Genomic DNA, 26,072 nt, shown 5'->3' on the forward strand with positions numbered 1-26,072 from the left:
GTTCATAGTCCCTTTCTCAGGTCAATATTTCTTGCCCCTAATGTTTTGCCGAAAGCGACTGCTTGCCGCAGTGAAGCTCTCAATGTCTGACCGTTTGCAAGCAATTCTTTGACGAAACGCTCTTGTTCAGCTAAATTTGTGAATTTTAGTTGCTTTAGAGGTTGTTTTTCTACTGCTTGCTGAAGATCCCCATTCGGCAGTATGGGAATTTGGTGAGGAGGTTTATATGCGGTTGATGAACTTTCTGATGCAACCCTCAATGAGTCCGTTGTGGAGGTAAGTTTTGCAAGCTGCTGTTGCAACTTCTGAATTTGGCGATCGATGCGCTTTAACTGCCTCCCCCGCTCGATCGCGGCTCTGTAATCCTCCACTTGATTCGGTTTCAAGTGTTTTAGTGTCTTACCATCAAACATAGGTTGACGGCTTCTCACCTGCCAGTATTTACAGTTGGTTCGGGCAGTGCCTCCCGGCTTCACTTGCACCAACCAGCAATGTTGCAGAACCCAACCCGCCCCAGCCACTTGTGCTCGCTCGGCGTTGAGCGCTTCCAGGGTAGATTGAAGCTTTTTTACTGTGGACATTTTTGATTCGTGTGCAAACTTCAATCTCAATTTAAAGTTAACATATATTCGTATGCAAATCTATATAATAGATTTGCATACGAATATATGAATCGATCGCTCCTGTGTGACGGGAGAAATAATCCGCCATATAGGGGCGGAGCGACGTTAACTTTTTAACATCCGGGATAAAAAATGTCTGCTCAAAGGCAACCCCAGAAGAGGTTCTTGTGCAATGGAGTACAAGACACGGATAAACTAAGCTCAGAATTTGAAACTCTGTTAGACTACCTCAAGTACAATCGGGGCTGTGATTTAACAAGTTATAAACGCTCTAGCCTGATGCGACGGTTTCGGCACCGGATGGAAAGTATCAACATTGATACTTATGAGAGCTACTTAGAATATTTGCAATACCATTCACAAGAGTATCTTGCTCTTCTCGATGATGTTCTCATTAACATCACTAGCTTTTTCCGCGATCGCAACGCTTGGGATTATTTAGCAGCAGAGGTCATTCCCAAAATTATTGCCAGTAAGCAACCCGATGAACCCATTCGAGCCTGGAGTGCAGGCTGTGCAACCGGGCAAGAGATCTATAGCCTGCTCGTCTTATTAGCAGAAGCACTCGGTCTGGAAGCTTGCCGACAGCGAGTTCGATGTTTTGCCACCGATACGGATGAAGCAGCCCTTTGGCACGCACGCCGAGCAACCTACAGCAGCAAAGACATTATCGATATTCCCGCTCAATTGCTCCAGAAATACTTTGAACACACTGAAACAGGCTATGTCTTTCACCCCGAACTTCGCCGCACCATCATCTTTTCTCCTCACGACTTGACTCAAAATGCTCCCATGTCCAAGATCGATCTGCTCATATGCCGCAATGTCTTGATTTATTTTAATCCAGACGCTCAAGCCTCCGTCCTAACGCGTTTTCACTTTGCGCTCAATAACACAGGCTTCCTCTTTTTGGGTAAGGCAGAAACAGCACTCAGCCGCAGGCAAATTTTTAAGCCTGTTGATATAAGCCAGAGGATTTATACCAAAGGACTGAAACTAGAACTAGATGACTACCGCTTTATCAATCCAACGTCTCACAGACAGCTGGCAACTCATTTATTGCCAATTCAGAACCACTTCTGGGAGACTACCTTCGAGATCGGTTCTTCTGCTCATCTAGCGATTGACGCAAGCGGTTGTCTGCTCCACGCCAATGAACGGGCAAGAACCTTATTTGGCTTATCATTTGACGATTGGAAACGCCCTTTTCAAGATCTGACAATTGCAAAGTTAATCAATGCCAATATATTAATGCAAGTACTTCACTCCCATCAGGCTCTAACCGTTTTAAAAAATGTTGAGTGGACAACGGAAAAAAGCACAAAGCATTTCGACATTAATATTTCGCAGGTATTTACCACTAAAAATCATTTGCTGGGAGTTACTTTGAAATTTATTGAAACAACTGATTGCGAGCAACTCACCCAAGAACTGGAGTCTACTCGCTCCGAGTTAGCCAGAGTGTCTAAAATCCTTGCAGAAAAAACATCTGAACTCATTATGGCTTACAATGAGTTAGAAAGTACTCGGAAAGAACTGGAGCTTTTACATCAACAGACGGACTTCATCGTAATTGAAAACGAGAGCTTTTAAATAACAAACTTCACAAATTTGTTGTTTTCTGTTCGGAATTTTTAACGAATTCGGCGAAATTCCCCATCCGCCATGGAGGGGAGGTAAGACCAAAACTCGGACGAAAGTCTAAGTTGAGGCACTCGCCGTTGAGTACGGAAGCCCCAACTTCAAGCGCAAGCTAAGTTGGGGTAGTTCACCCATTTTTCTTATAAAATTGAAAATCTCGCTGACATTGATTAGAACAGGTTTGTTCTGTCACGATAGTACAGATAGGCGATCGATACCGCTCGGCAGAACAGCTATTAAACATGGCACCCAGACGCGTTTCCAAAAAATCTCAACCCAATCCCTCTGATGGCAAAGTTCCTCCTGACAATCAGCAAGACAATTTCAATGAATTATTTCCAGTGGTGGGGATTGGAGCCTCTGCGGGAGGATTAGAAGCATTTACCCAATTGCTGAATTATTTGCCAACCAATACGGGCATGGCGTTTGTCATTATTCAGCACATGGCTCCAGAGCAGGAAAGCGTGCTTAGCCAGATTCTGTCTAGGGCAACCCAAATGCCCGTGCGTGAGGCACAAGATGGCATGGAGATCGCACCGAATCACGTATACGTCATTCCACCCAATGCCAGTATGACCATTGCTCAAGGGTTACTAAAGCTCGTGCCTCGCTCAGGTACCAGTCGGGTGTTTATGTCAGTTGATACGTTTCTGCTTTCCCTTGCCGAGGAGCGGGGTAACAAAGGGATCGCCGTCATTTTATCGGGTGCCGATTCTGACGGAGCGCGGGGTCTAGAGGCAATCAAGGCGGCTGGAGGTGTAGCGTTTGCTCAATGCCAGGAGTCAGCACAAGTCGATAGTATGCCCAACACGGCGATCGCCACAGGTCAGGTAGACTTTATCTTACCGCCCGACCAAATTGCCCGGAAGCTAGCTGAAATTAGCTCTCATCCATACATTGCAAGCCTTACCACAATTGAGTCAGAGACAAACTCATCTCCGGCTACCAGTCAGGAGGCACTTGCCATTATCTTCAATTTGCTGCGGAAGGCAACAGGTCTTGATTTTACTCATTATAAACAAACTACCTTAAATCGCCGGATTCAACGGCGAATGCTCTTATACAAGCTCGAACGTCTGGAAGATTATGCTCGCTATCTCCAGAGCAATCCAGCAGAAGTCATGGCACTGTATCAAGATTGCTTGATTCATGTCACCAGTTTTTTTCGCGACCCAGAAAGCTTCAATGCCTTAAAAAGTCTGGTCTTTCCCGTTATCATTGATAAATCACCAGGCACACCCATTCGTATCTGGGTAGCAGGTTGTTCAACCGGGGAAGAAGCTTACTCGATAGCCATCTGTATGCTGGAGTTTCTCTCCGAACAAGTTCCCCGCATACCGATTCAAATTTACGCAACTGACATTAGCGAGACAGCAATCGAATATGCCCGCAACGGGGTTTACACGCTCAGCCAAGTTGCAAATGTTACCCCAGAACGGCTCTACCGATTCTTTGTTCAAGTTGAGGGAGGCTACCAAATCAGTAAGTCTGTACGGGAAGTTTGTGTCTTTGCCAGACAAAATCTAATTGGCGATCCCCCATTTTCGCGGCTGGACTTAATTAGCTGTCGCAATGTGCTGATCTATTTAGGAAACGCTTTACAGAAAAAACTCCTGCCAATTTTTCACTACGGTCTCAAGCCCACAGGCTTTCTCATGTTAGGGACTTCAGAAACAGTCGGTGACTTTGTAGACTTGTTTACCCTGTGCGACAAAAAAAATAAAATTTATGCTAAAAAGTTGACAGCATCTCGACCCAACATTGAGTTGACTGCCAGCTCTTATTCTCCAACCATTATCAACCCTCAACCTTTTGTGACAGAACAGCTTCCCAACGAACTAGAAATCCAGAGAGAAGCAGACCGGATTGTTTTGAATCAATACGCCCCTGCAGGTGTTGTGGTCGATGTCAACTTGGAGATTCTGCAATTTCGGGGACAGACTAGCCCTTATCTGGAACCATCTCCCGGTCGAGCAAGCTTGAACCTGCTGAGAATGGCAAAAGAAGAATTGCGGCGAGAGCTACAAACGGCTATCTACCAGGCAAAACAGCAAAAGCTGCCGGTCAAACGGGAAGGCTTGCAGGTGAGAGAAGGTGGTAACGAAGCGCTTCTGCAACGCATACCTCGCATCCGGCAAATTACCATCAATGTCATTCCATTCCAAATTGGGGCATCTCAAGAGTGTTTCTTAGTTCTGTTTGAAGATACTCCCCTCGTTTCGGAGTTACCTGCAACCGATGATGGCAGTACCCCCTCCAAACGCAGGACTAGAGAAGCGGTTGAGATTGCTCGACTCAAGCACGAACTGGCAACGAGCCGAGAGCATCTCCAATCGATCATCGAAGAGCAGCAAGCCACGAACCAGGACTTGAGAGCCGCCAATGAAGAGATTTTGTCGAGCAATGAAGAGTTGCAAAGTACCAATGAGGAGTTGGAAACCGCAAAAGAAGAAATTCAGGCGGCGAATGAAGAACTGAACACGGTAAATGATGAACTGCGCCGTCGCACCCAGGAAGCGACGCAAGTGAGCAACGATTTGCAAAATTTGCTTAACAGTATCCACATCCCGATTTTGATGCTGGGAGCCGACCTCCAGATTCGGCAGTTTACCCCAGCGATGGAAGGCATCTTCAACTTGATTTCAACGGATATCGGGCGACCGCTGAGCGACATTACCCACAAACTAAATGTGCCTAACTTAGAGCAACAGATTTTAGAAGTGATTCGGACGCTCAACTTAAAGGCTCAGGAGATTCAAGACAGGGACGGACATTGGTATCACCTGAGAATTCGCCCCTATCGCACGATTGATAATAAGATCGATGGGGCAGTGGTGGTGTTAATTGATATTGACGACCTCAAACGCAGTAATGCCCAATTGATGGAAGCAAGAGATTATGCTGATGCGATTGTAGAAACCGTCTGGGAACCGCTGATCGTGCTGAATGCTGAGTTGCGGATCATCACAGCAAATCGTTCGTTCTACGAGACGTTTCAGGTTTTACCCGTGCAAACAGAGCAGCAGTTGATTTTTCAATTGGGTAACGGACAGTGGGACATTCCCCAATTGCGATCGCAACTCGAAGAGATTCTTGCTAGTAATGCCCAGTTTCAAGATTTTGAAGTCGAGCATGATTTCGAGCGGATCGGACGTAAAATCATGCGGCTCAAAGCTCGCAAAATGCCCAAGATTGACAGCACCCAAATGATTTTACTGGCGATCGAGGACATCACCGAGCAAGGACGATTAGAAACAGCATCCTAAGGCTTTTCAAACACCATAAAATGTTGCTGCGGTAAAAAGTTTTTTGTTTCGCGCCAAACCAACCCGACAGATTGCATTTCCTTTTTGACTTGCCTCTGAGTCATTTTATGCAAAGCTTTAATGGCAATAAAAGGATTTTCGCCCCGATACTCAATGAGTACAACACGACCACCAGGTTTCAGCCCCGTCACAATTCCTTGCATCATCTCTCGCGGATACTCAAACTCGTGATAAGCATCCACCATCAAAGCCAAATCAACACTCTCTGGTGGTAACTTGGGATCGCTAAGAGTCGCCAAAATAGGTTCAACGTTGGCAATCTTTTTCTCTTGCTTAAAAAACTCGATAATCTCCAGCATTTCTGGCTGAATATCCACAGCCAAAACCTTTCCTGTAGAAAGTAAAGGCGCAATCCGAAAACTCATGTAACCAGTACCAGCCCCGATATCCGCCACAATATCATTAGACTTGAGATTGAGACCATTCACTACTTTGCTGGGCTGTTCCTCAGCCTCTCGACTCGGTCTTTCCAACCAACCAGCCCCCGTGTGTCCCATGACTTTGGCTATCTCGCGACCCATATAATATTTACCAATTCCATCTGGGCTGTGAAGACGCCGTTGTTCGTATACAACCGAGGATGGTGCAGAATCTGCGTTCGCTATTTTATGAGAACTAAGTACCCAAAAGCACAATATTCCCAAAATAATTACAGTCAAAGGTAAAAAAACGTATTTTGCTTTAGTCATGGGTCATCGGTCATTGGTTACTGATTGCAAACGCCTCCAATTCGCGATTGTACCACTCTCCTTGAAAGCGTTCTTTAATAAATGGTCTAACAATAAACTTGGCTGGGGAACCATCGCGAACATCGATTCGCACAAAGGAGTAAGGAAGACGTTTTTGAGTGTCGTATCCGTTGCGACCTACAAAAAGAAACGAGTCAGCAATTTTACGACTGTAGCTACCTGTTGCATCTTCAAAAGTTTCCATTAATTCCGATCCCTCCTCTCTTTGGCGACGGGGACGGCGACCGCTACCACCAGAAACTATACAGTGAATATGGGAATCACCGTGTCCGGTGTGAGTTGTGCGGAGATACTCCAAACAATGGGCATGACCGTTTAATATCAAATCAACTATCGGACGTCCTTGAGTGAGAGAACCAAGAGTTTCCGCGACATCATCAAACACCCCACGCAAGCGATGGCGAACTGCTAAAGTCTGGGATTGGTGCCACTTGCTTGCTTCAGTCACGTAGGGTGGATGGTGAAAGTAAAGAACCCGCCCGCGCACCTCTTGAGTATTCCAAGATTCAATTAATCTTTGCTTCAGCCAGTTGAGTTGTTCAAAGTCTACAGGTGGGGCGTGATGGGATTCAAGCTGTTTCTCTATGTCAATTTTGACTTCATCAATTTGGTATAGCTTACTTTTGAGAGCGTCAAGTTGTTCGGCTTCTTGGGGAATCTCTGGATTGAAGCGAGAACAAGCTTCTAAAATTTGCGTTTCTTCTTGTTCTATTTCGTGACGGCGTTTTTCTAATTTACGGCGTTCTGTTTCCCCTTCTTTTGTAGTAGGGAGTGGAGAGGGTGCATTGAAGGTGTTGGAGTCCAGGGCAAAAAAGTCAATCCCACCATAACGAAAGGTGTAATAGCGGTTGGGTAGGCGGGTAAATTTTCCGGGTTCGTATCGCAAACACCTTCCCGTGTTGGTTTTAGCTGTATAATGACTGTTTAAATGACGTTCTAACTTTTCGCCCGGAGAAAAGTCTTTGAGGTAGTCAAGAAACGCTCTTGCATAGGCATTACCTTGATAAGAACCATGCCAGCCGATTTCTATATCTTTGTAACGGAATAGGCGTCGCAGTGGTAGTGTAGTTCCTGCTATGAAGCCATACATCAACGGCACATCGTAGTAATCGTGATTGCCCAGAACTGGCAAAATTGGTGTACTAAATGTCATGCGATCGTAAGAAATGTCTTGAGAGTTTTCTCCTCCTACTAGGAACTCGCGGTAAGGTTCAATAAAATTTTGCGGATAATATTCATGGGAACCTACTACATAAATCACATCTCCCGTATGGAGAATAAAACGGCATTCGTCGCGTTGGGTGAGCATTAACTCTGCAACTAACCGTTGTGGGTGCTGCCCGTAAGATGGCTTAGACCCGGTATCGCCTATTACCATGAAGGAAAATTCGGGATTCTCTGAATTGCCGTCATCCAAGACCAAGCTGGTTTGATCGATTCCGCATTGAATCAGGCTTGGATGTTTCCACCGCACCCGTTCTTTCATTTTTTGAATTTTTACGGGAATCGGCGAGTCGAATATATATCGCATTGTAAATTGCTCTAGGATATAAAATTTCCGAATTTTTACTATTTTTTGGTAATTTATATCCCAATTGTACTTCTTTATTTCTTTTTACTGGGGAGAGCGTGGTCACGAATGGATCGGAGATGCTGACTCGATCTTTGACTGGAGGCGGAGCCTCCAAATATGTATTCCCAGGCGGAGCCTGGGAACGAGAGTTGGTGGAGATTGGGAACGAGAGTTGGCGGAGCTTGGGAACGAGAGTCGGTGGAAATCGGGAACGAGAATATTTACCGCTCACCGATCGCGAGTCACTGAATTCTTGGTAATTCTACTCGGAAAGTTGAGCCTTCTCCCAGTTTGCTTTCAACTGAGATAGTTCCTTTCATTAATCGCACTAGCTTATCTACGATCGCCAGTCCCAATCCAACACCACCTTGCTTGCGCGTTGTAGACTTATCGACTTGCCAAAATTCTGTAAAAATGTGTGCGATTTCTGATTCGGGAATGCCAATGCCGGTGTCTTTTACCATAAATACCAAACGCTCTCCGTTGACTTGTTGTATTTCTACAACTACGCCGCCAGTTTCTGTAAACTTAATAGCATTAGTTATTAAGTTAGTCATTACCTGTTGCAAGCGATCGCGATCGCCAATCATGTTGGGATTTTTACTATCGGAGTGCAAAACCAAAGTTAAGTTTTTCCGTTCGGCTAGAGGTCTCAAATCTTCTGTAATTCTTGTGACTAACTCTACCAAATTAAACTCTTGTAACTTTAACTCTATCTTATCTGTTTCCAGTTTGCAAAAATCCAGTATGTCTTCAATTAATTTTAAAAGGTGTTTGCCACTTTGAGTAATCCTTTCTACCATCTCTCTTAATTCTGGTGCTAACAGATGGTAGTAGCGGCGCAGTAACAATTGGGAAAATCCCAAAATGCTATTCATTGGTGTACGCAGTTCGTGAGATATCACTGCTAAAAGCTGCGATTTAAACCGTGAAGCTTCTTGTAATTTTAAATTTTGAATTTGAATTGCGTTTATTTTTTCTTCTGCTTGTTTGCGAGACGTGATATCTCTAATAAGCCACCGCCAACCAACGAGTTGCCCTTCGTTATCTCGTATAGTTTTTGCTGTCAGGCTAGCATCAAATATGCTTCCTTGACGGGGTTGCAAGTGGATTTCCCATTCTTGCATTTCCTCCAGATCGGTTAAGCGTTGTAATTGATATCGAAAAACTCGACGCTCTTCTGGAGGACAAAAGTTTATCAGTGGTTTTCCGATTAAAAAGTTTTTTGATATTTTTAAGAGATTAGCCGCAGCATGATTTGCTTCTAAAATTTTCCCCTGAGAATCTGTTACCAAATAACCATCAGGAGCAAAATCAAATAATTCTTGATACCGTCTGCGTTCTGTGGCTGCCTCTTTGCAAGCCATCGCCAATTGTTCGTTTTGCTGGCGCAATTCTTCTTCTGCAACGTGCAGTTCTTCCAAAGCAGTACGGAGTTCCTCGAAAGCCTCAGCTAACAGGTCTTGTTGTCGTTCTGGCGATTCCCTGACACGATGATGTAGAAGTTGGGTATGTCGGCGCACCTCATGGACTTGCCGACCAAAGTTTTCCAAATTCACAAGCTTTCCTCTTATCCTCTCCTCCACCGTAAAGATACTTGTCTTATCAAGATGCTTAATCTATCTACTAGGTTAATAGTGTGGTTGCAATCTCTCATAAATCTTGGTTACTCCTTCTGATTATATTATCCTCCTAATGACTAAATAATGAGATGGTAGGACAACAAAGAAAAAGACTTTTTTCACTTGTGAGCTTTTAGGACTATTCCTCTTGTTCGCCCTCTTCCATCAATAGTATGACACCTTGAATATCGCTTGGTGCTCCTAAAAGGGGAGTACAGATTACGTGGCACTGAATGGTTCGCCCTCGGCGGTTTCTGGCACCTAGCACTACTTCATAATAATCCGATTCCCTGCTTATAATACATCGAATTGGCTGTCGGAGTGGTTCTAGAGGCAAGCCGATATCCAAACTCATCAAGTGTTTTGAAAAAACTTCATCAAACCGCAATCCCCACAAGTCCTCAGCTTTACGGTTCCACATTAAGATGTGTAAATCGGGGCTGAGCACAATAACTCCAGCACGAAGACTGGTGAGAATAGATTCCAAAAAGCCGTTAACTCTGTTAAGTTCTTCACTGCGTTGGCGCAGTTCTTCATTTATCGTCTGCAACTCCTCATTTGTGGATTGCAGTTCTTCATTCATGGTTTCGAGTTCTTCGTTTGTAGACTGGAGTTCTTCGTTGGTAGTTTCTAGCTCTTCTACAGTAGACTGGAGTTCTTCGTTGGTAGTTTCTAATTCTTCATTGGTAGATTGCAGTTCTTCATATGCAGTTTCTAATTCCTGGTTGGCGTGTACTAGTTCTTGCTGTAAGTTTTTAAAGCGGGTAACATCAGCAAAAACAATTTTTATACCTAATATTCTCTCAGTATTCTCATCCAACAGAGGCATGATTTGCAAGTCTAAATATTTCGTGTCCCGGTCGGATGTAGTCCACTCAACATCTTTTAATACTACGGTGCGACGATTGGTGCGAACCTGGTCGATACGTGATCGCAATTCTACCGGTCGGTAGGAAAGCTCTAAATCTTGCAAAGGACGACCTAAATCTCTAGGGTTGAGATTAAACGAGTTACGGGCTTCAATATTAGCTAGGATGAGCGCCCCATTGAGGTCTACAATGATTTGGGCAATGGGATCGATCTCAAAAGCGGCTTCATAAATGCGTATCCGATCGACCATATCTGGAACAGCTTGCTGCCTGCTAGGATGAGCGATGTTCAATAGCATATCGCGCAAGTTGCCATTTTGATCTTTAATAAATACCCGTTGTCGTAATTCTAACGGACTGAATGAGTGGTTTCTACTAAACAGCATTTCTGCTTTTCCTAAAAAGAGAAAGCCGCTATCGTTAAGAGCAAAATGAAATCGATCGAGAATTTTAGCTTGGGTTTCCGTGTTGAAATACATCAAAGTATTCCGACATACCAATAAGTCAATTCGGGAAATAGGTGCATCTTGAACCAAATCGTGACGACCAAAAATCACACCGCGACGCAGCTCTTTTTGAACAGCATAGCGACCATTGACTCGCTCAAAGTACTTCTCTTGTAAATTTGGAGGAACACTTCGCACCTCTTTTGAACCGTAGTGTGCTTGGCGAGCAATATTGAGAGCCTCCTCATCCACATCCGTAGCAAACACCTTCACTCGTGCTGCGTACTGTTCCATTCCCAGTGCTTCTGCCAGTAAAATTGCTAAGGTATAGGTTTCCTCCCCAGAAGCACAACCAGCGCTCCATACGCGGATGGGCTTACTAAGATATTTGTTAGCTACAATTTGCGGAATAATTTCGTTTGCTATGTATTCCCAAGCTTGTGAATCCCGAAAAAAAGCCGTAACATTTATCAGGATTGTATTAAATAGCTCGGCAAACTCATCTGGGTGTACTTCCAAGTAATCTAAATACAAACTATAATCTTCTATACCTAAAAAATGCAATCGTTTCCGTATTCGCCGACTTAAACTTGTTCGTTTGTAACCGCTAAAATCAAAACCTCTATTCCGTTTGATATATTCTAGTAGGTTTTCCAAGTCAGGGTTGGGTTCAACAGTATCCATATAAGTTTTATACTTTATAAACCTTCAAACGGTATTAAGCTATTATTTTTATAAAAAATAACAGTACAAAAAAAGACTTAAGATGCAGCCAACTTTCAACTACTCCTTAATTGGTTCCTCTAAACTCAAAGATGATAAATCTTTATCTTTTGTCATCCCATCGCTCTTAAGAAGTACCTCTTGAATGACAGCAGCACGCTTTTGAGCATCTTTTGCCTCTTCTTCTAATCGTATTGCTGAGAGAGTTTGGTTGCGCTCGCGCATTCGTTGAGACATGCGATTTGCAAGAGAGGCTCTCTCTTCTAATGCTCTCAGAGCAATCCACAATGCGTCCTCTAAAGCATCAGATTGTTTGGCTAGCAGCGTTGCTCCAGAAAAAGCATGACCCGTGCGACATCGGAATCGCAACAAATCCCTATCGGACAGATCCCAAAGTGTACCGCCGCAATCAGGACACGCAAAAGGAGATGGTTTGCCCGGTTTATCGTCGTTGTTAAGTGGTGCCATCTTCATCTCTGCCAAATCAGATTCAAATGCTAGCTCCTCAGGAATAGGATCTTCTCCTCCAACTTCCACTGGCGTGTTTACCAAATCTATCAACTTGCTGGGAATATCTGATAGTGGTAATACATAATCAACGTCATTTACGTTCTCAATCGCGTTTCGCGGCATTCCTGCATACAATGCATCCTCAGGGCTTTGAACAACTGCTACACCACCGCGCATTTTTACTGCCTTGAGTCCTGCAGTACCATCATCGAGACTACCTGTCAAAACGACACCAATGACTCTTTGCCCGTAAGCTCTCGCTGCAGTCCGAAACAGGGGATCTATTGCAGGACGATGGCTGTTTTCCCTTGGACCAAGCGTAAGTTGTAAGGTTCCTGGTTTGACCAATAAGTGATAATTTGGTGGAGCAATATAGATTCGTCCTAGCAAAAGGGGTTCACCATCTCGAGCATGAACAGCGGGTAAATTCCCTGCTCTTTCAAGAATGCGGGGTAAAACGCTACTACTATAGCTGGGTATGTGTAAGACTATTAAGACAGCAGCGTTCAAGTCTTTTGGCAAATTTTTTACTAACAAGGTCAGTGCTTCGACTCCGCCCGCCGATGCTCCAACAACAATAATGTCGTGTCCGGGCATTTTTTTTCCTCCTTGTTTTGATAGCAGAGTCACGCTACACTGCTTAAGCTTAGGTTAACAGAACTGGGTTACTTATTTACCTAGCTTTTAAGAGATTTATCACCCTTTGGGCAAGGCAGATGGCAGAGGGCAGAGGGCAGAAAGGAAGAATTAAGTATCAGTATTGCCTTTGTGCTTTACCCAACAGGGTTTAAGACCCCCGCCTCTTTTAGGTGGTCTTCTCTTCAGGTGGGGTCTGAATCTCCACCCGATCGCATAGCTGAGAGCGTACTTCTGCCTTTCTTCAACGTAGGAGCGGTCTGCAAGATCCCCACTTCTGAAAGAAGTTGGGGATTTTAGCAAACAAACTTAGGACGCTTTCACTTGGCGCTGTCGTACACGTTCGGGGCTACCTGTAGGAATTGATGCAATGAGCTTCTGCGTGTACTCTTCTTTAGGTTCTCGATATATTGTCTCTGCTGTACCCTGCTCAACAATTTGACCGCGATTCATCACTAAAATGCGATCGCTCATAAATTTCACGACACTTAAATCGTGAGAAATAAAGATATAGGTCAATCCAAATTCTTCTTGTAATTCTTTGAGCAAATTCAAGACTTGCGCTTGCACCGAGACATCAAGAGCAGAAACCGATTCATCACAAATGATAAACTTGGGATTCAAAGCTAAAGAACGGGCAATACAAATTCTTTGGCGTTGTCCGCCAGAAAATTGGTGAGGATAGCGATTGATAGCATCTGCACTCAAACCCACTCTTTCTAAAAGATAAGCTACGCGATCGCGACGTTGCTGCTTTGTCTGATGCATAGAGTGAATCACCAAAGGTTCCATAATTGCATCCCCAACCTTCATCCGAGGATCGAGGGCGCTAAAAGGATTTTGAAACACAATTTGCATTTCCCTTCGCAACTTTTGCAAAGCTATTCCCTGAAAATGCGTAACATCTCGTCCCTCAAACAAGATTTCACCACTCATGGGTTGAATTAATCGCAGTAAGGTTTTACCAACAGTGGTTTTGCCACAACCAGATTCTCCTACCAATCCTAAAGTTTCCCCTTTTTTAACATCAAAGGAAACTCCATTCACTGCCATGTGGTAGCGTTTTGTACCGCCAAACAAACCCTTTACAGGAAAACCAACTTTCAGGTTGCGGACTTGCAACAAAGGCTGCTGTTGCTCCAAACAAACCAATCTTTGAGAAAACTCCTCAGTCGTGACTTCTTTTGGTTGGGCTGGTTGTTTGGGCTGTATCACTACATCTCCTGTTGGCGTTTCTTCAACTTGCATGTAATCGGAAACTGTTAGGAGTTTGTGAGGGCGGTGGTTGAGGGTAGGGCGACAAGCAACTAAGCCTTTAGTATAAGGATGTTGGGGATTGGCAAAAATTTGTGCTGCAGCACCTTGTTCTACAATTTTGCCCCTGTACATCACCGCGACTTTATCGGCTGTTTCTGCAATCAGCCCTAAATCGTGAGTGATAAAAATCATAGCCATATCGCGGCGCTGTTGTAATTCCCGCAACAACTCAAGAATTGTTGCTTGAACTGTTACATCTAACGCTGTCGTTGGTTCGTCAGCAATCAATAACAATGGGTTGCACGAAATTGCCATAGCTATCATCACCCTTTGCAATTGACCGCCAGAAAGTTGGTGCGGGTAACGGTCTAATATGGACTCTTTATGCTGTTTAACCAAATGTGCGAGCTTGTACTCATCCGGGGTGGATGAACCAACAGAAGTTTTCCAAGTTTCTATATATTGTTCCTTCAGTGCTTCATCACTCGGAAGCAACTTCACTTCTTGCAGGCGGGCGATCGCTTGTCGTTTTGCTTCTTCTGATGAGATATTTTGATGTTGTAAAATAGCTTCTGTTAACTGAAACCCAATGGTGTAAACTGGATTGAGAGAACTCATGGGTTCTTGAAAGATCATGGCAATATCGCCACCCCTATGAAGTTGCATCTCCTCCATTGGCAACTTCCGCAGATCTATAGGCGTACTATTTTCTTGGGGACTGAACAAAATTTCACCCCCGCTTATCCTCCCTGGATATTGTATCAAACCCATCACAGCCAGGGACGTCACCGATTTTCCGCTTCCCGACTCTCCCACTATTCCCAGAGTTTCTCCTCGGCGCAACTCAAAAGAGATACCATCCACAGCTTTAACAACTTTGGTATCACCCACAAATTCAACTTGCAGATTCCGAACATCTAGAATAGTGTCTCTCATAGCGGTCAGGTTTAAAGCGTTGCTTATAAATATTTGGATTTTAACAGTTATTGCTAATGGATGATGGCTAATGGCTAATGGCTGATAGCTAATGGCTAATGGCTAATGGATGATGGCTAATAGCTAATGGCTAATGGCTGATGGCTAATAGTGATTTGAATCATCATCTTACGTCCTCGTTCCCATGCTCTGCGTGGGAATGCGTCTTGTGTTGTTTTTAAAGTACTCCCAAGCACACACAATTAGGCATTAGCCCTCCCTTGTTCGCTAGTCCCCAGGGGGCGGGAAACCCGCCTGTAGCACTGGACTCACCGCCTACAGCGCTCGACTCACCATTAGCCATTAGCCATTAGCTATTAGCCATTAGCTATTAGCTAAAAAGGAATATCATCTGGATCTTGTTCTTCTACAGGCGCTGAATAAGTGTTGCGCTCGAAATTTTTACTTTGGGGTACGGGTTGTTCGTTGAAGCTATTTTGAGGAAGGGCGCTCGATCCGTTTGTTACTGAATTTGGTGTAGATATTGGAGCGTTGTAAGTCGGAGAGGATTGTACGGACGCCACAGGTGTAGGAGATGATGTTCTGCTTGTAGATGGTAACGAACTCGTGTCAAATCCCGTTCCTAGAGAGTGAATCTTTTGTACTGTAAATTCTGCTCGCTTTTCTTTATATCCTTCCTGATGCGGTACGGTATTCATACTGAGGCGTCCTTCTAAAAGGACGCGATCGCCTTGATGATAATTTTGATGAATATCTTTTGCTAAGTTACCCCAGCCCACTGCTCTTAAGGTTGCTGGTGGATCTTCTGCTCTCAGTCCTGGAAACTGTACCACCATTTCGGTGAGTTCCAATCCATCTGGTGTATGACGCAATTGTGGTTCTTGAATGATTTCTACCATCAAAAAACAAAGATTCATGGAATTCCTCCTTAATTAAAACCAGTGCAAAATTTAAAGGACATTTCCAAAAAAAGGTGTAAAAACGCTTTAAACAATCCGTCTTTATCGGGACTGTACGCAATACACGATTCATTTCCGGCGATGTCTAACGGAACTCTTTCATAAGATTAACTAATAGTCAGTAGCGAAACAGTTGGGATGGAAAAATCGGCATGAGATTTTGGTGATAATTTTTAAATTAAAAAAGACTTTAATTGGTTGTCGTGCATCACTTCTAGCACAAAAGCCAAGCGATTGTCGCAAACAACTCTAAAACTGCTCGCTACCTTCGCTTGACTAGCATAGCATTTGACACTTGAATAGTATGATTGTACCATATAGAGTGCAATTATGGCTCTCACACCAAGAGCTATATGGAAGTCAAAACGCGCACCCAACTCCGGACAGCGATCGCGAATGTGCATTCTCTAAGTCTCAAAACAAAACTGTTGAATGGGAAAATCTCCCGGCTGATAAAAATTCGTTGTATCATTGGCGCTGTCACTGGTCAATAGCTCAAATTTCATTGACCATTGACTGTTGACCGTTGACTATGTATTAAAAACTCGTGGCGCAAGTTGTTCTAGAAAACGTTTATAAAAGTTTTCCTCCTCGTAAAGGGGAAAGTATTGCATCGCCCACCCAATCCCTATCGAAATCAGATAACAACAGTGATGCTGTTCGCAGTTCGGACAATGCTGGGGTTCTGCGGCGCATTAACCTGACGGTGACAGATGGTGAATTTATGGTTCTGGTAGGACCTTCTGGTTGTGGGAAAAGCACTCTATTGCGGTTAATTGCTGGGTTGGAAGATCTGACAGGTGGGAATATTTGGGTAGGCGATCGCTTAGTTAATAATCTCCCACCGAAAGAGCGAGACATTGCAATGGTATTTCAAAATTACGCTCTCTACCCTCACATGACAGTGTATGACAACATTGCTTTTGGATTGAGGCGGAGAAAAGGGGGGGACTCGGGGTCCCCTCTGGGGATAGGGGGGAAGGGGGAGAAGGGGAGCGGGGGGGAAAATAACTCCCTACTCCCCAATCTTCTCGTGGCAATGACTAAGAAATTACCGAAAGGGCTAAGATACATTTCTGACAAAGAACGAGCAGTGGATAAACGGGTGCGTGATGTTGCTCAGTTACTGCAAATGGAAGCTTTGCTCAATCGTTTACCCAAGCAACTTTCTGGAGGACAAAGGCAAAGAGTCGCGCTAGGACGAGCAATTGCACGAAATCCTCAAGTGTTTTTGATGGACGAACCTCTTTCTAACTTAGACGCAAAACTCCGCACGGAAACTCGCGCTCAAATTGTCAAATTACAACGTCAATTGGGTGTTACAACAATTTACGTGACCCACGACCAGACAGAAGCCATGACCATGGGCGATCGCATCGCTGTTCTCAATCAAGGACAGCTCCAGCAAGTTGCATCGCCGTTAGAACTTTACAATTATCCTGTTAACCGCTTTGTTGCAGAATTTATTGGTTCACCACCGATGAATTTTATTCACGTAGAGTTTCATGCACCCCTGCTGATTACTAATGGAGATTTTCGCCTGACTCTACCAGAGGCGTGGGGTCAGGCGTTACAAAAATATGATGGTCGAGCGCTGGTGTTGGGGATTCGTCCGGAACATCTGATTTTAAGCGTACCCGCAACCAAAAATTTACCCGTGAAAGTGGAGTTAGTGGAGAATTTGGGCAATGATACTTATCTTGCTACAAGACTGCTCGACCCCAATTTTCAAAAATCTGCTTTTTCAACCAATGAGTTACAAGTACGAGTTCCGTCGGATCGAGTTATACGTTTTGGCGAACAACTGTGGTTATCTTTAACACCCGAAAAAATTCACTTTTTTGACCCAGAAACAGAGCAGGCGATATTTTTGTGATTGGGGTTAGGGGTTGGGGAAAAGTACTCTCTTGATTCATTCCCTACTCCCTAACTTCTAGTCCCCAATCTCTTGACCAAAAGAATGGGATACAAGCCCCGTCCTTCTAGGACGGCTTTTCTTGATTCCTGATGTACAAACTCTTCATGTGCTAGTGTTTGCAATCCTTGCTGTAGAACTGCTAAAACTTCAGCTAAATTCCCTTCTCGCAAAGCTGAAACTGCTAACCACAATCCAGGAAAGATTTGAGAACGAATGACTCCATCTGCGTCTGGTTCTAAATAAATGTATCGTCCTTCTTCGAGACCGAACCAATCTACACGATTCTCGTAAATTTGCCAGACAATGTACTCTTGTACACCATTGCGGCGATAGGCATTCAACTTATCTGTCACCCACATCTACCCCAGGTGTAGCAGCACTGTATGTTACTAACCAGCCAACTATTTGAGCGTGAGGTCTACCGTGATTTTTAATCCTTACTGGTGAAGCCACGTATACAACTCCTTCGACTAATTCAGCTTTCTTGATATGAGGCATTCCAGCGTAGCGCTACTCGAACTCATAGCGCGTTAAGCGATCGCCACTTTCTAAAGGAGGTAGTTTAGAAGTTGTATACATAAGTGTTATTGGTGAGTAGATAGTAGTTAGTGGTTAGTGGTAATGACAAATGACTTCTAACCACTATCTACTAACATTCTTACACTTCAGCCGCAACAGTTTCTTGCTCTCTTTCTACAAAGGCTTGTACGCGAGCGCGGTATTGCCTGAGAGAATCATCGACCCAATCGCGATCGTTGCTGTTTGCATACAAATGTACTATTGGTTCGCTGGCATCTGGTAAGACCAATACCCAACTATCATCGTAGGGTTGACAGATTTTCACTCCATCAATCAATTCGAGATTTTGGGCTGGGTGAGTTTCTACTAGGTGGCGCATCAATGCTCCTTTTGCTGTCCACGGACAACGCACCGTGTACGTTCTGTGAATGACTCGTGGTAATTCAGTACGGACGGTGGTTAGAGAACGCTCTTGTATGGTCAGCATTTCAATAAGTTTGGCAATGCAGAACATGGCGTCAAAACCGGGATGCAGGTGGGGGAAAATAAAGCCTGTATCGCCACTACCTCCCAAAACCACATTGGAATTTTTCTGACATGCTTCCATTAAGGCTGTGGGGTTTGCCTTTGTACGAATCACTCTACCATCATGACGGCGGGCAATTTGCTCTACAGCACTGGAAGCGTGAACTGGTACAACAACTGTTCCTCTTGGTTGCGCGGTTAATATCATGTCTACCATGAGGGCTGTCAGCATTTCACCACGAATGGGCATCCCTGCTTCGTCAACTAAAATCAGTTGCTCTCCATTGGCTGAAACTTGGACGCCAAAGTTAGCCTTTAATGCTTCTACAACGTGCCCTAACTGGGTTAGGAGGGTTTCGCGGTCAGTGGCTGACATGGCATTTTTATTGAGACTGGCATTGAGCACGACTGCATCAGCCCCAAAATTGTCTAACATCTGCGGCAAAACGGCTCCTGAAACCGAGTAAACGTAGTCGATGACAACTTTGGCTCGGCTGTTACGAATTGTGTCAACGTGTAGCAATTTTTCAAAAGCCGTGCAGTAGCGATCCATAACTTGGCTGGGGTAAGCAACGTCGCCAATTTCATGAATCTGCGATCGCCGCATATCTTCTTTGAAATAAGCCCCCTCAATTTTCTTTTCCAAGGCTTTGGAGATGTTAATTCCCTTAGCATCCATGAATTCAATCAGGATGTAATCCGGGCGGTCTGGATGTACCCGCACGTGAATACCGCCTGCGACCGACATAGTCGGTATGACCGTGCGAGTAATGGGAATGGCTGTTGCATCTAGGTTTTGAATATCAACACCGACGGACATCAAACCCGCAATTAATGACCTGGTGACCATGCGAGAAATGTTGCGTTGGTCGCGAGAAACTGTCACCCGAGAGCCTGGTTTTAAGATAGAACCGTAAGCGGCTCCTAACTTAACGGCAAATTCTGGCGTGGTGTCGATATTTGCCAAACCTTGGACTCCACGTTGCCCAAATAAATTGCGTTGGGCTGTATTTCCCCAAATCAGGTTAATGTTGAGGATTGCTCCTGAATCTATTTTTTTGCTGGGCCAAACTCTTACAAAGGGGCTGATTTGAGCTTCTTCTCCCACTGTTGAAAGCGAACCAACTATAGCGCCTTCCAAAACATGGGCGCGACGGTCTACACGCGCACCACGGCAAATGACACTTGCTGATAGGTGTGCTTCTTCACCAATAATGCCTCCATTCCAGATGATAGGGCGTTTGAGATTGGCGTCAGAACCAACAGTAACGTTATCGCCAAGGACAGTTCCCGATTCGATAACAACTCGCGCTCCAATTCGGCAATTGTCTCCGATAACGGAGGGAGCTTCAATCTGTGCTGTGGGTTCAATGTAAGTATTCTGACCGATCCAAATTCCAGGAGAAGCTTCCTTATAAGCAAAGTCTAGTTTAACTTTGCCGTATAATGCATCGTACTGAGCCTCACGATAAGCATCTAAGTGACCGACATCACACCAGTAACCTTGAGCAACATAACCAAACATTGGCTCATTCTTCTCAAGTAGCAACGGGAACAACTCTTTTGAGAAGTCACTTTCCTGGTTCGCTGGTAAGTATTCTAAAACTTCCGGTTCTAAAATATACGTACCCGTATTAACAGTATCGGAAAAAATTTCACTGGTAGAAGGCTTTTCTAAAAATCGTCGAATTCGTCCTTGGTCATCGGTAATCACTACCCCAAACTCAATAGGATTGGGAACGCGGGTCAAAATCAAAGTTGCTTTTGATTTCTGTTGTTTGTGAAATTCAATGGCTGCTGTTAAGTCAAAATCTGTTATACTATCTCCGCTAATGACTAAAAAAGTGTCATCAAGAAGTTCGGCAATGTTTTTTACACAGCCTGCAGTCCCTAAAGGCTGGTCTTCTTCTACGGCATAGGTCATTTGTACGCCAAAGTCGCTACCGTCTTGGAAGTAGTCTCGCAGAACATCAGGTAAATAGTGGAGTGTGGCAACAACTTCTGTGATTTGATGCCGTTTTAAAAGATTAATGATGTGTTCGGCAATGGGTCGATTGAGTATGGGAACCATTGGTTTGGGTAGGTCGCAGGTAAGCGGACGAAGCCGTGTTCCAGAACCCCCTGCCATCAGAACTGCACGCATAAATCCTCCTTAGCTGTTTGCACGACTTGCTACCTCAACACCCACAAGATAATTTCTTTATTTATCTTATGTATCTCTAAGTTTAGGGAACTTTCGCAAGATGCATCCAATCGGAAATAGGGATAACTACCCGTCACACTAGCTTGTTTGTTAGTACAAAATCAAGATATACGGAATTCAATCGATTAACTTTGTTTCTAAAGGTTAAAGGGTATGGCGATCGCTTTCCAGTCTTGGTATAAAAGATCGGTATGCCATTAATAAGAGTGGTGTATTCGATCGCATAACTGAGTTGTAGATTTGTTAGACCTATACTTAAAGAAATGGACTTTTTTAAGATAGAGTTCAATGGAGTTGTATAAATGGAATTAGTCAGTTTGATATTGATAGTAGGTTACGGGCTAGGTCTGTGGAAGTTTTGGAGTGGCTTCGAGCGCACTAACTTTCAACGCTCTTTTCCCAATCGTCTGAGTTTGGCTTTAATGTGGCCTATTTTATTTAGTACAAGTAAGTCCTACCGTCAAAACTTTAGAAAGGCGTTAAAAGGTTAAGCGTCTCTGTGGAACGCGTGTGGTTGATCGGCGGAACTCAAGAGAGTGCTTCTTTAGCAGTTCTTCTCTGCCATTCCCAAATTCCTTGTACTGTTTCTGTAACAACAGAGTCAGCGCGATCGCTCTACCCAGATAGCCCTATGATACGGGTTTGGGTGGGGCGATTGATTGCAGAGAGTTTAAATGAGTTTTTGCGGGAACAGCAAATTGTTGTTGTGATTGATGCGTCGCACCCTTTTGCTGTGGAGATTTCTCAGGTAGCGATCGCGACTTGTGAAAAATTGCAAATCCCCTACTTGCGCTACGAACGTCCCGTGTTGGAAGAGGGAGAAGGGGCGAAGGGGGGAGTTGTTTGTGTTGATGGTTTTGATACGCTGCTAAGTGGAAATTATTTAGAGAATCAACGAGTGCTGTTGACTGTGGGGTATAAACCATTGCACCTGTTTTTACCTTGGCAAAAGCGAGCGACTTTGTTTGCGCGATTGCTTCCATCTGCTGTGGCTTTGGAAGCTGCGTTTCAAGCTGGGTTTACCAGCGATCGCTTGATTTGTTTGCGTCCTCCAATAGCTGCGGATTTGGAAATAGCTTTGTGGCGACAATGGGATATTTCTTTGGTTGTGAGTAAGGCTTCGGGCTCCCCTGGGGGGGAGGATGTGAAGCGCCAGGTAGCAGGGGAATTGGGTGTAAAGCTGGTATTGGTTTCTCGCCCGGAGGTTGTTTATCCACAACAAACAAGTGATTTTTTGGTGGTTTTGGGGTTTTGTGAAAGATATATTTGGAATCGCACAAACGCAGAAGACACAGAGAAAAGAGTGGGAAAGAATCGGTAATTTCAGACGGACAAGGGAGTCGTAGCGAGTTATGAAGTTCAATGTTGTCATTGGACATCGTAACTCTCTCCCTTGTCCCCCTGCTTCGGACTCAAATTAGGAGCGCTATATTCCATAAGTGCATAAAGAGATTTTACTGACACCTATTAGTAAGAGGAAGGAAACGCATACCAAGTTCAGAAGGGCTAAAGCCCTCTCTTTAATTGGGCTAGGGTGTACACCAAGTCTTCTAAAGTGTATTCTTGCGGTTTCGATCCTCCCTAACCCCCCTTAAAAAAGCTATCCATTACCCGCATCTTTCTTAACAATCGCAAAACTCGGATGAAGAAAGGGTTTGAGGAGAAATACGGACTCTAGGGGTTGACAAAAATCAAATGATGTAGAGTAGGGGAGATGGAAGTGGTGGTCTGATGGCGGATGTGGATAGCCATGCTTGTTAAAGATCACTCGAGTGGCGAGGGAAAAATTTGTGGAAGGAATTGCGACAGAGAACCTTTCAGGGGCAGTGGATAAGCAAAGGAAAAGTCTACAATGGTGAAAATGTAAGGAGAATAAGTTCTAAAAATATTCGACAACAAATACTTGAGTAAAAAGAAGTTAGTGAGGTGCGAAAGTCATTTTTAGATGGGGTTTGCAGCAGGTTGTATGAGTACGGCAATCATCGCCAGAACACTACTGTTTCAAAAACGATAAAACAGGTATCAGATTCAATCTGTTGCAGAGCGGCGCGAGGGGGCTAAGCCGCCCCCTCAGGACTCCCCGGCGTGCCAGTTTCAAATGACCATACAAAAACTACTACTGATGCCTCAAAGGGTACAAATGGTCATCTTCAACTGGCTGAATCAAAAATCATGAATTCTGCCAGATTTTGAGCACTGAGCTTGAATGTCGTCAAGAAATTGAAAAGACTGCACTTCGAGCTAGCCCAAGACTGGCGCAACAGTTTCAACAGCGATTGTGACACAGAGGGTGTCCAATGGGAGTTGAAGATCTGTGCAGATAGTATAATTATGATGGAAAAAATCATTCAGACGCTCAGCAGTAACGGTGAATGAAGCAACAGATGCGGAGACTAGGGGACAGTCTGAGGCTGTGAGATCACAGATGAGGATCGAACCTCAACAAGCGTTGTCAACGCAAGAGAAATTGGCGGTATAAACCGCTTGGGGGCGAGACTCTGCGCTTTGGTTTGTCTCGACGCCCGGTGTCTGTTAGATCACCATGTAGAAAGAGGATATTGGCGAGTGCTTGAAAACAAGAGGTAAGTGTCAATGTATCAGTGGGCAGAAAAGGAACTCGAGAGTCTGGATTTGGGAGATAGAAGACGGGAAAAACGATTGAGAAAAATGGTGGAAGATTTAGCTTCTCAACCCGGAGAAAGTGTACCACAAGCGTGTGGAGATATAGCAGCAACAACAGCCGCGTATGATTTTTGGAAGTCGCCCTATTTCCAGCCAGATGATATTCGGCAAGCGCATCAAACGAGTACAATTAAAAGAATAGAATCACATCAAATCCTACTGGCAATTCAAGATACAACGAATATCGATTTAACACACCATCCTCAAACGACAGGTTTGGGATATCTGGACTGTGCAACAAGTTTTGGATTAAAAGTCCACTCCAGTTTGGTGGCTTCAATAGATGGAGTGCCATTAGGAATTATTCATCAACATGTGTGGACTAGAGAACTGGAAAATTTAGGCATATCTAAAAAACGGCATCAAAGAGAAACAGCAGAAAAAGAAAGTCAACGTTGGTTAGATACAGAACAAGCTATACATCAGTTAATTCCCCCAGAGAAAATTGTGGTGACGGTAGCGGATTCAGAGGCAGACATATTTGATTTATTCAATCAAGAACGAGCCCAAAATTTTCATTTATTGATTCGTGGAACTCACAACCGAAAAGTAGACCACAATGCCAAGTATTTACATGAAGCCATCAATGCAACACCTGCACGTGGGGAGCTGAAGGTGGAGGTGAACCGCTCACCACAACAGCATTGGAGAATCGCCCATCTCACTATTCGATTTGCCACATTGGACATAGCAGTGCCATCGAATCATATCAGAAGAAAGCAGCTAAATCCTGTGAAGTTACAAGTGATTTTAGCCAGAGAAGAGAATCCTCCAGAAGGCGTTAGTCCCATTAGTTGGTTATTATTAACGAGTCTTGAGATTAAGAGTTTAGAAGATGCGGCCCGGTGTGTGCGTTGGTATACGTATCGATGGTTAATTGAACGCTACCACTATGCATTAAAGAGTGGCTGTGGAATCGAAAAATTACAGTTAGAAACTGGGCGTCGCATCCACATGGCACTAGCAACTTATTCAATTGTGGCATGGCGTTTACTCTGGTTAACTTATGAAGCGCGAATGCACCCACAGACTCCGTGCGATACAGTTTTAGAAACCCATGAATGGCAATCATTATGTGTGACTATTTCGCAAAATCCTCATCCTCCACAAACACCACCCTCTCTTAATGAAGCTGTGAGAATGATTGCTAAACTGGGAGGTTTTTTAGGACGAACTCGTGACGGAGAACCGGGTTTAAAGACAATTTGGCGTGGTTTAAAAAGATTACATGATATTGCTGCTACCTGGAAATTACTGAAAAACCATTGTGCTACTTAACAATTAAGATTTTTGACGGTAGCAGGCAGAGAACAGAGGGCATCTATCTTCTGTTTATCCCTGCTATCAATACAGTTGAAGAAATGCCAAAAATCCGGGTGGCAACTGTTAACGGACTTCAAACTTCATCCCATTTTTCTGATTCTTCCATCTGCGGTGTGCTTTTCCCTTGCGTGCCATTTGGGTCTTAAACCCTTGAACATTCGCTCACTCTATGTTGGTCACGAGCAAGTATTCTCCAATGAACAGAGCAAAGCGATGCTGCATCTACTAGCTTCTTTCAGCACTTCAGGCTAACACCTGAAGTGCTATCAACAACAAAATTCCACAAGTTTTGCCAATCTCGCAGAATTCATGATTTTTGATTCAGCCAGTTGAAGATGACCATTTGTACCCTTTGAGGCATCAGTAGTAGTTTTTGTATGGTCATTTGAAACTGGCACGCCGGGGAGTCCTGAGGGGGCGGCTTAGCCCCCTCGCGCCGCTCTGCAACAGATTGAATCTGATACCTGTTTTATCGTTTTTGAAACAGTAGTGTTCTGGCGATGATTGCCGTACTCATACAACCTGCTGCAAACCCCATCTAAAAATGACTTTCGCACCTCACTAACTTCTTTTTACTCAAGTATTTGTTGTCGAATATTTTTAGAACTTATTCTCCTTACATTTTCACCATTGTAGACTTTTCCTTTGCTTATCCACTGCCCCTGAAAGGTTCTCTGTCGCAATTCCTTCCACAAATTTTTCCCTCGCCACTCGAGTGATCTTTAACAAGCATGGCTATCCACATCCGCCATCAGACCACCACTTCCATCTCCCCTACTCTACATCATTTGATTTTTGTCAACCCCTAGAGTCCGTATTTCTCCTCAAACCCTTTCTTCATCCGAGTTTTGCGATTGTTAAGAAAGATGCGGGTAATGGATAGCTTAAAAAAGGGGGAACTTCATTCCAATTCTCCCTTTTCACGATGTTTTATCTCTTTTCTAGAGATCTGTACACCACCGTAGCTCTTTAATTGGGAGAGAGGGTTGGTAAGGGTTTTTCCATGATTTATCGGGGCTGTCTTCGTCAATG

General features: G+C 44.2%; 17 protein-coding genes and 1 pseudogene. 7 read left to right on the forward strand and 11 right to left on the reverse strand.

All coding sequences use genetic code 11. From position 1 onward, the window contains the following. Positions 1-2: 2 nt before the first annotated feature. The gene (locus tag AB0756_RS31965; protein WP_050045854.1) at positions 3-581 is read right to left on the reverse strand and encodes a hypothetical protein; all 579 of its coding nucleotides are present in this window, start codon (positions 579-581) and stop codon (positions 3-5) included. Positions 582-755: 174 nt separating this feature from the next. Between AB0756_RS31965 and AB0756_RS31970 the strand changes: the two genes are divergently transcribed. Together AB0756_RS31970 and AB0756_RS31975 are read left to right on the forward strand one after the other, a co-directional pair. Continuing rightward, positions 756-2,216 carry a CheR family methyltransferase gene (locus AB0756_RS31970; protein ID WP_050045855.1) on the forward strand — a complete coding sequence of 487 codons (1,461 nt, stop codon included), beginning with the start codon at positions 756-758 and terminating at the stop codon, positions 2,214-2,216. Between the two features lie 290 nt (positions 2,217-2,506). Next, positions 2,507-5,530: a chemotaxis protein CheB gene (locus AB0756_RS31975; RefSeq protein WP_050045856.1), complete on the forward strand. Its 3,024-nt coding sequence runs from the start codon at positions 2,507-2,509 to the stop codon at positions 5,528-5,530. Here the strand turns inward: AB0756_RS31975 and AB0756_RS31980 are convergent. Further along, positions 5,527-6,279 carry a class I SAM-dependent methyltransferase gene (locus tag AB0756_RS31980; protein ID WP_038082935.1) on the reverse strand — a complete coding sequence of 251 codons (753 nt, stop codon included), beginning with the start codon at positions 6,277-6,279 and terminating at the stop codon, positions 5,527-5,529. The two genes, AB0756_RS31975 and AB0756_RS31980, sit on opposite strands and share 4 nt — an antisense overlap. Before the next feature lie 10 nt (positions 6,280-6,289). Continuing rightward, positions 6,290-7,870 carry a metallophosphoesterase family protein gene (locus AB0756_RS31985; protein ID WP_038082936.1) on the reverse strand — a complete coding sequence of 527 codons (1,581 nt, stop codon included), beginning with the start codon at positions 7,868-7,870 and terminating at the stop codon, positions 6,290-6,292. Positions 7,871-7,989: 119 nt separating this feature from the next. Between AB0756_RS31985 and AB0756_RS31990 the strand changes: the two genes are divergently transcribed. After that, positions 7,990-8,172: a hypothetical protein gene (locus tag AB0756_RS31990; RefSeq protein WP_050045857.1), complete on the forward strand. Its 183-nt coding sequence runs from the start codon at positions 7,990-7,992 to the stop codon at positions 8,170-8,172. Here the strand turns inward: AB0756_RS31990 and AB0756_RS31995 are convergent. The 6 genes from AB0756_RS31995 to AB0756_RS32020 all read right to left on the reverse strand — a co-directional run bounded on the left by AB0756_RS31995 (position 8,155) and on the right by AB0756_RS32020 (position 16,274). Then, positions 8,155-9,471, reverse strand: coding sequence for a PAS domain-containing sensor histidine kinase (locus AB0756_RS31995; RefSeq protein ID WP_038082938.1), 1,317 nt, complete (start codon positions 9,469-9,471; stop codon positions 8,155-8,157). The genes AB0756_RS31990 and AB0756_RS31995 overlap by 18 nt on opposite strands. Positions 9,472-9,673: 202 nt before the next feature. Continuing rightward, positions 9,674-11,533, reverse strand: a complete 1,860-nt coding sequence (locus tag AB0756_RS32000) for a CheR family methyltransferase (RefSeq protein ID WP_050045858.1) — start codon at positions 11,531-11,533, stop codon at positions 9,674-9,676. Positions 11,534-11,632: 99 nt separating this feature from the next. After that, complete coding sequence (locus AB0756_RS32005) at positions 11,633-12,679, reverse strand: chemotaxis protein CheB (protein WP_038082940.1); 1,047 nt, start codon at positions 12,677-12,679, stop codon at positions 11,633-11,635. Positions 12,680-13,027: 348 nt separating this feature from the next. Continuing rightward, complete coding sequence (locus tag AB0756_RS32010; protein WP_038082941.1) at positions 13,028-14,911, reverse strand: ABC transporter ATP-binding protein; 1,884 nt, start codon at positions 14,909-14,911, stop codon at positions 13,028-13,030. 374 nt (positions 14,912-15,285) lie between these two features. Then, on the reverse strand, positions 15,286-15,828 hold the full coding sequence (locus AB0756_RS32015) for a single-stranded DNA-binding protein (RefSeq protein WP_038082942.1): 543 nt from the start codon (positions 15,826-15,828) through the stop codon (positions 15,286-15,288). Between the two features lie 215 nt (positions 15,829-16,043). Further along, positions 16,044-16,274, reverse strand: a complete 231-nt coding sequence (locus AB0756_RS32020; protein WP_050045859.1) for a hypothetical protein — start codon at positions 16,272-16,274, stop codon at positions 16,044-16,046. A 143-nt stretch (positions 16,275-16,417) separates the two neighbouring features. Here AB0756_RS32020 and AB0756_RS32025 point away from each other — a divergent pair, with 143 nt between their 5' ends. Further along, positions 16,418-17,746 (forward strand): ABC transporter ATP-binding protein, encoded by a 1,329-nt coding sequence (locus AB0756_RS32025; protein ID WP_050045860.1) that lies wholly within the window; start codon positions 16,418-16,420, stop codon positions 17,744-17,746. A 50-nt stretch (positions 17,747-17,796) separates the two neighbouring features. Here AB0756_RS32025 and AB0756_RS32030 read toward each other — a convergent pair. Next, positions 17,797-18,367, reverse strand: a pseudogene (locus AB0756_RS32030) (Uma2 family endonuclease). A gap of 79 nt (positions 18,368-18,446) precedes the next feature. Then, positions 18,447-20,975 carry a mannose-1-phosphate guanyltransferase gene (locus tag AB0756_RS32035; RefSeq protein WP_038082871.1) on the reverse strand — a complete coding sequence of 843 codons (2,529 nt, stop codon included), beginning with the start codon at positions 20,973-20,975 and terminating at the stop codon, positions 18,447-18,449. Positions 20,976-21,337: 362 nt separating this feature from the next. On the opposite strand from AB0756_RS32035, the gene AB0756_RS32040 reads away from it, so the two are divergent. From AB0756_RS32040 to AB0756_RS32050, 3 genes are all read left to right on the forward strand, one after another. Then, positions 21,338-21,526, forward strand: a complete 189-nt coding sequence (locus AB0756_RS32040; protein WP_050045861.1) for a hypothetical protein — start codon at positions 21,338-21,340, stop codon at positions 21,524-21,526. Positions 21,527-21,534: 8 nt separating this feature from the next. Further along, positions 21,535-22,356, forward strand: a complete 822-nt coding sequence (locus tag AB0756_RS32045) for a cobalt-precorrin-6A reductase (RefSeq protein ID WP_050045862.1) — start codon at positions 21,535-21,537, stop codon at positions 22,354-22,356. Positions 22,357-23,627: 1,271 nt separating this feature from the next. After that, the gene (locus tag AB0756_RS32050; protein WP_038082873.1) at positions 23,628-24,995 is read left to right on the forward strand and encodes an IS4 family transposase; all 1,368 of its coding nucleotides are present in this window, start codon (positions 23,628-23,630) and stop codon (positions 24,993-24,995) included. Positions 24,996-26,072 lie beyond the last annotated feature (1,077 nt).

The organism is Tolypothrix campylonemoides VB511288_2 (genome assembly GCF_045999855.1).
GTDB classification, from domain to species: domain Bacteria; phylum Cyanobacteriota; class Cyanobacteriia; order Cyanobacteriales; family Nostocaceae; genus Scytonema; species Scytonema bouteillei_A.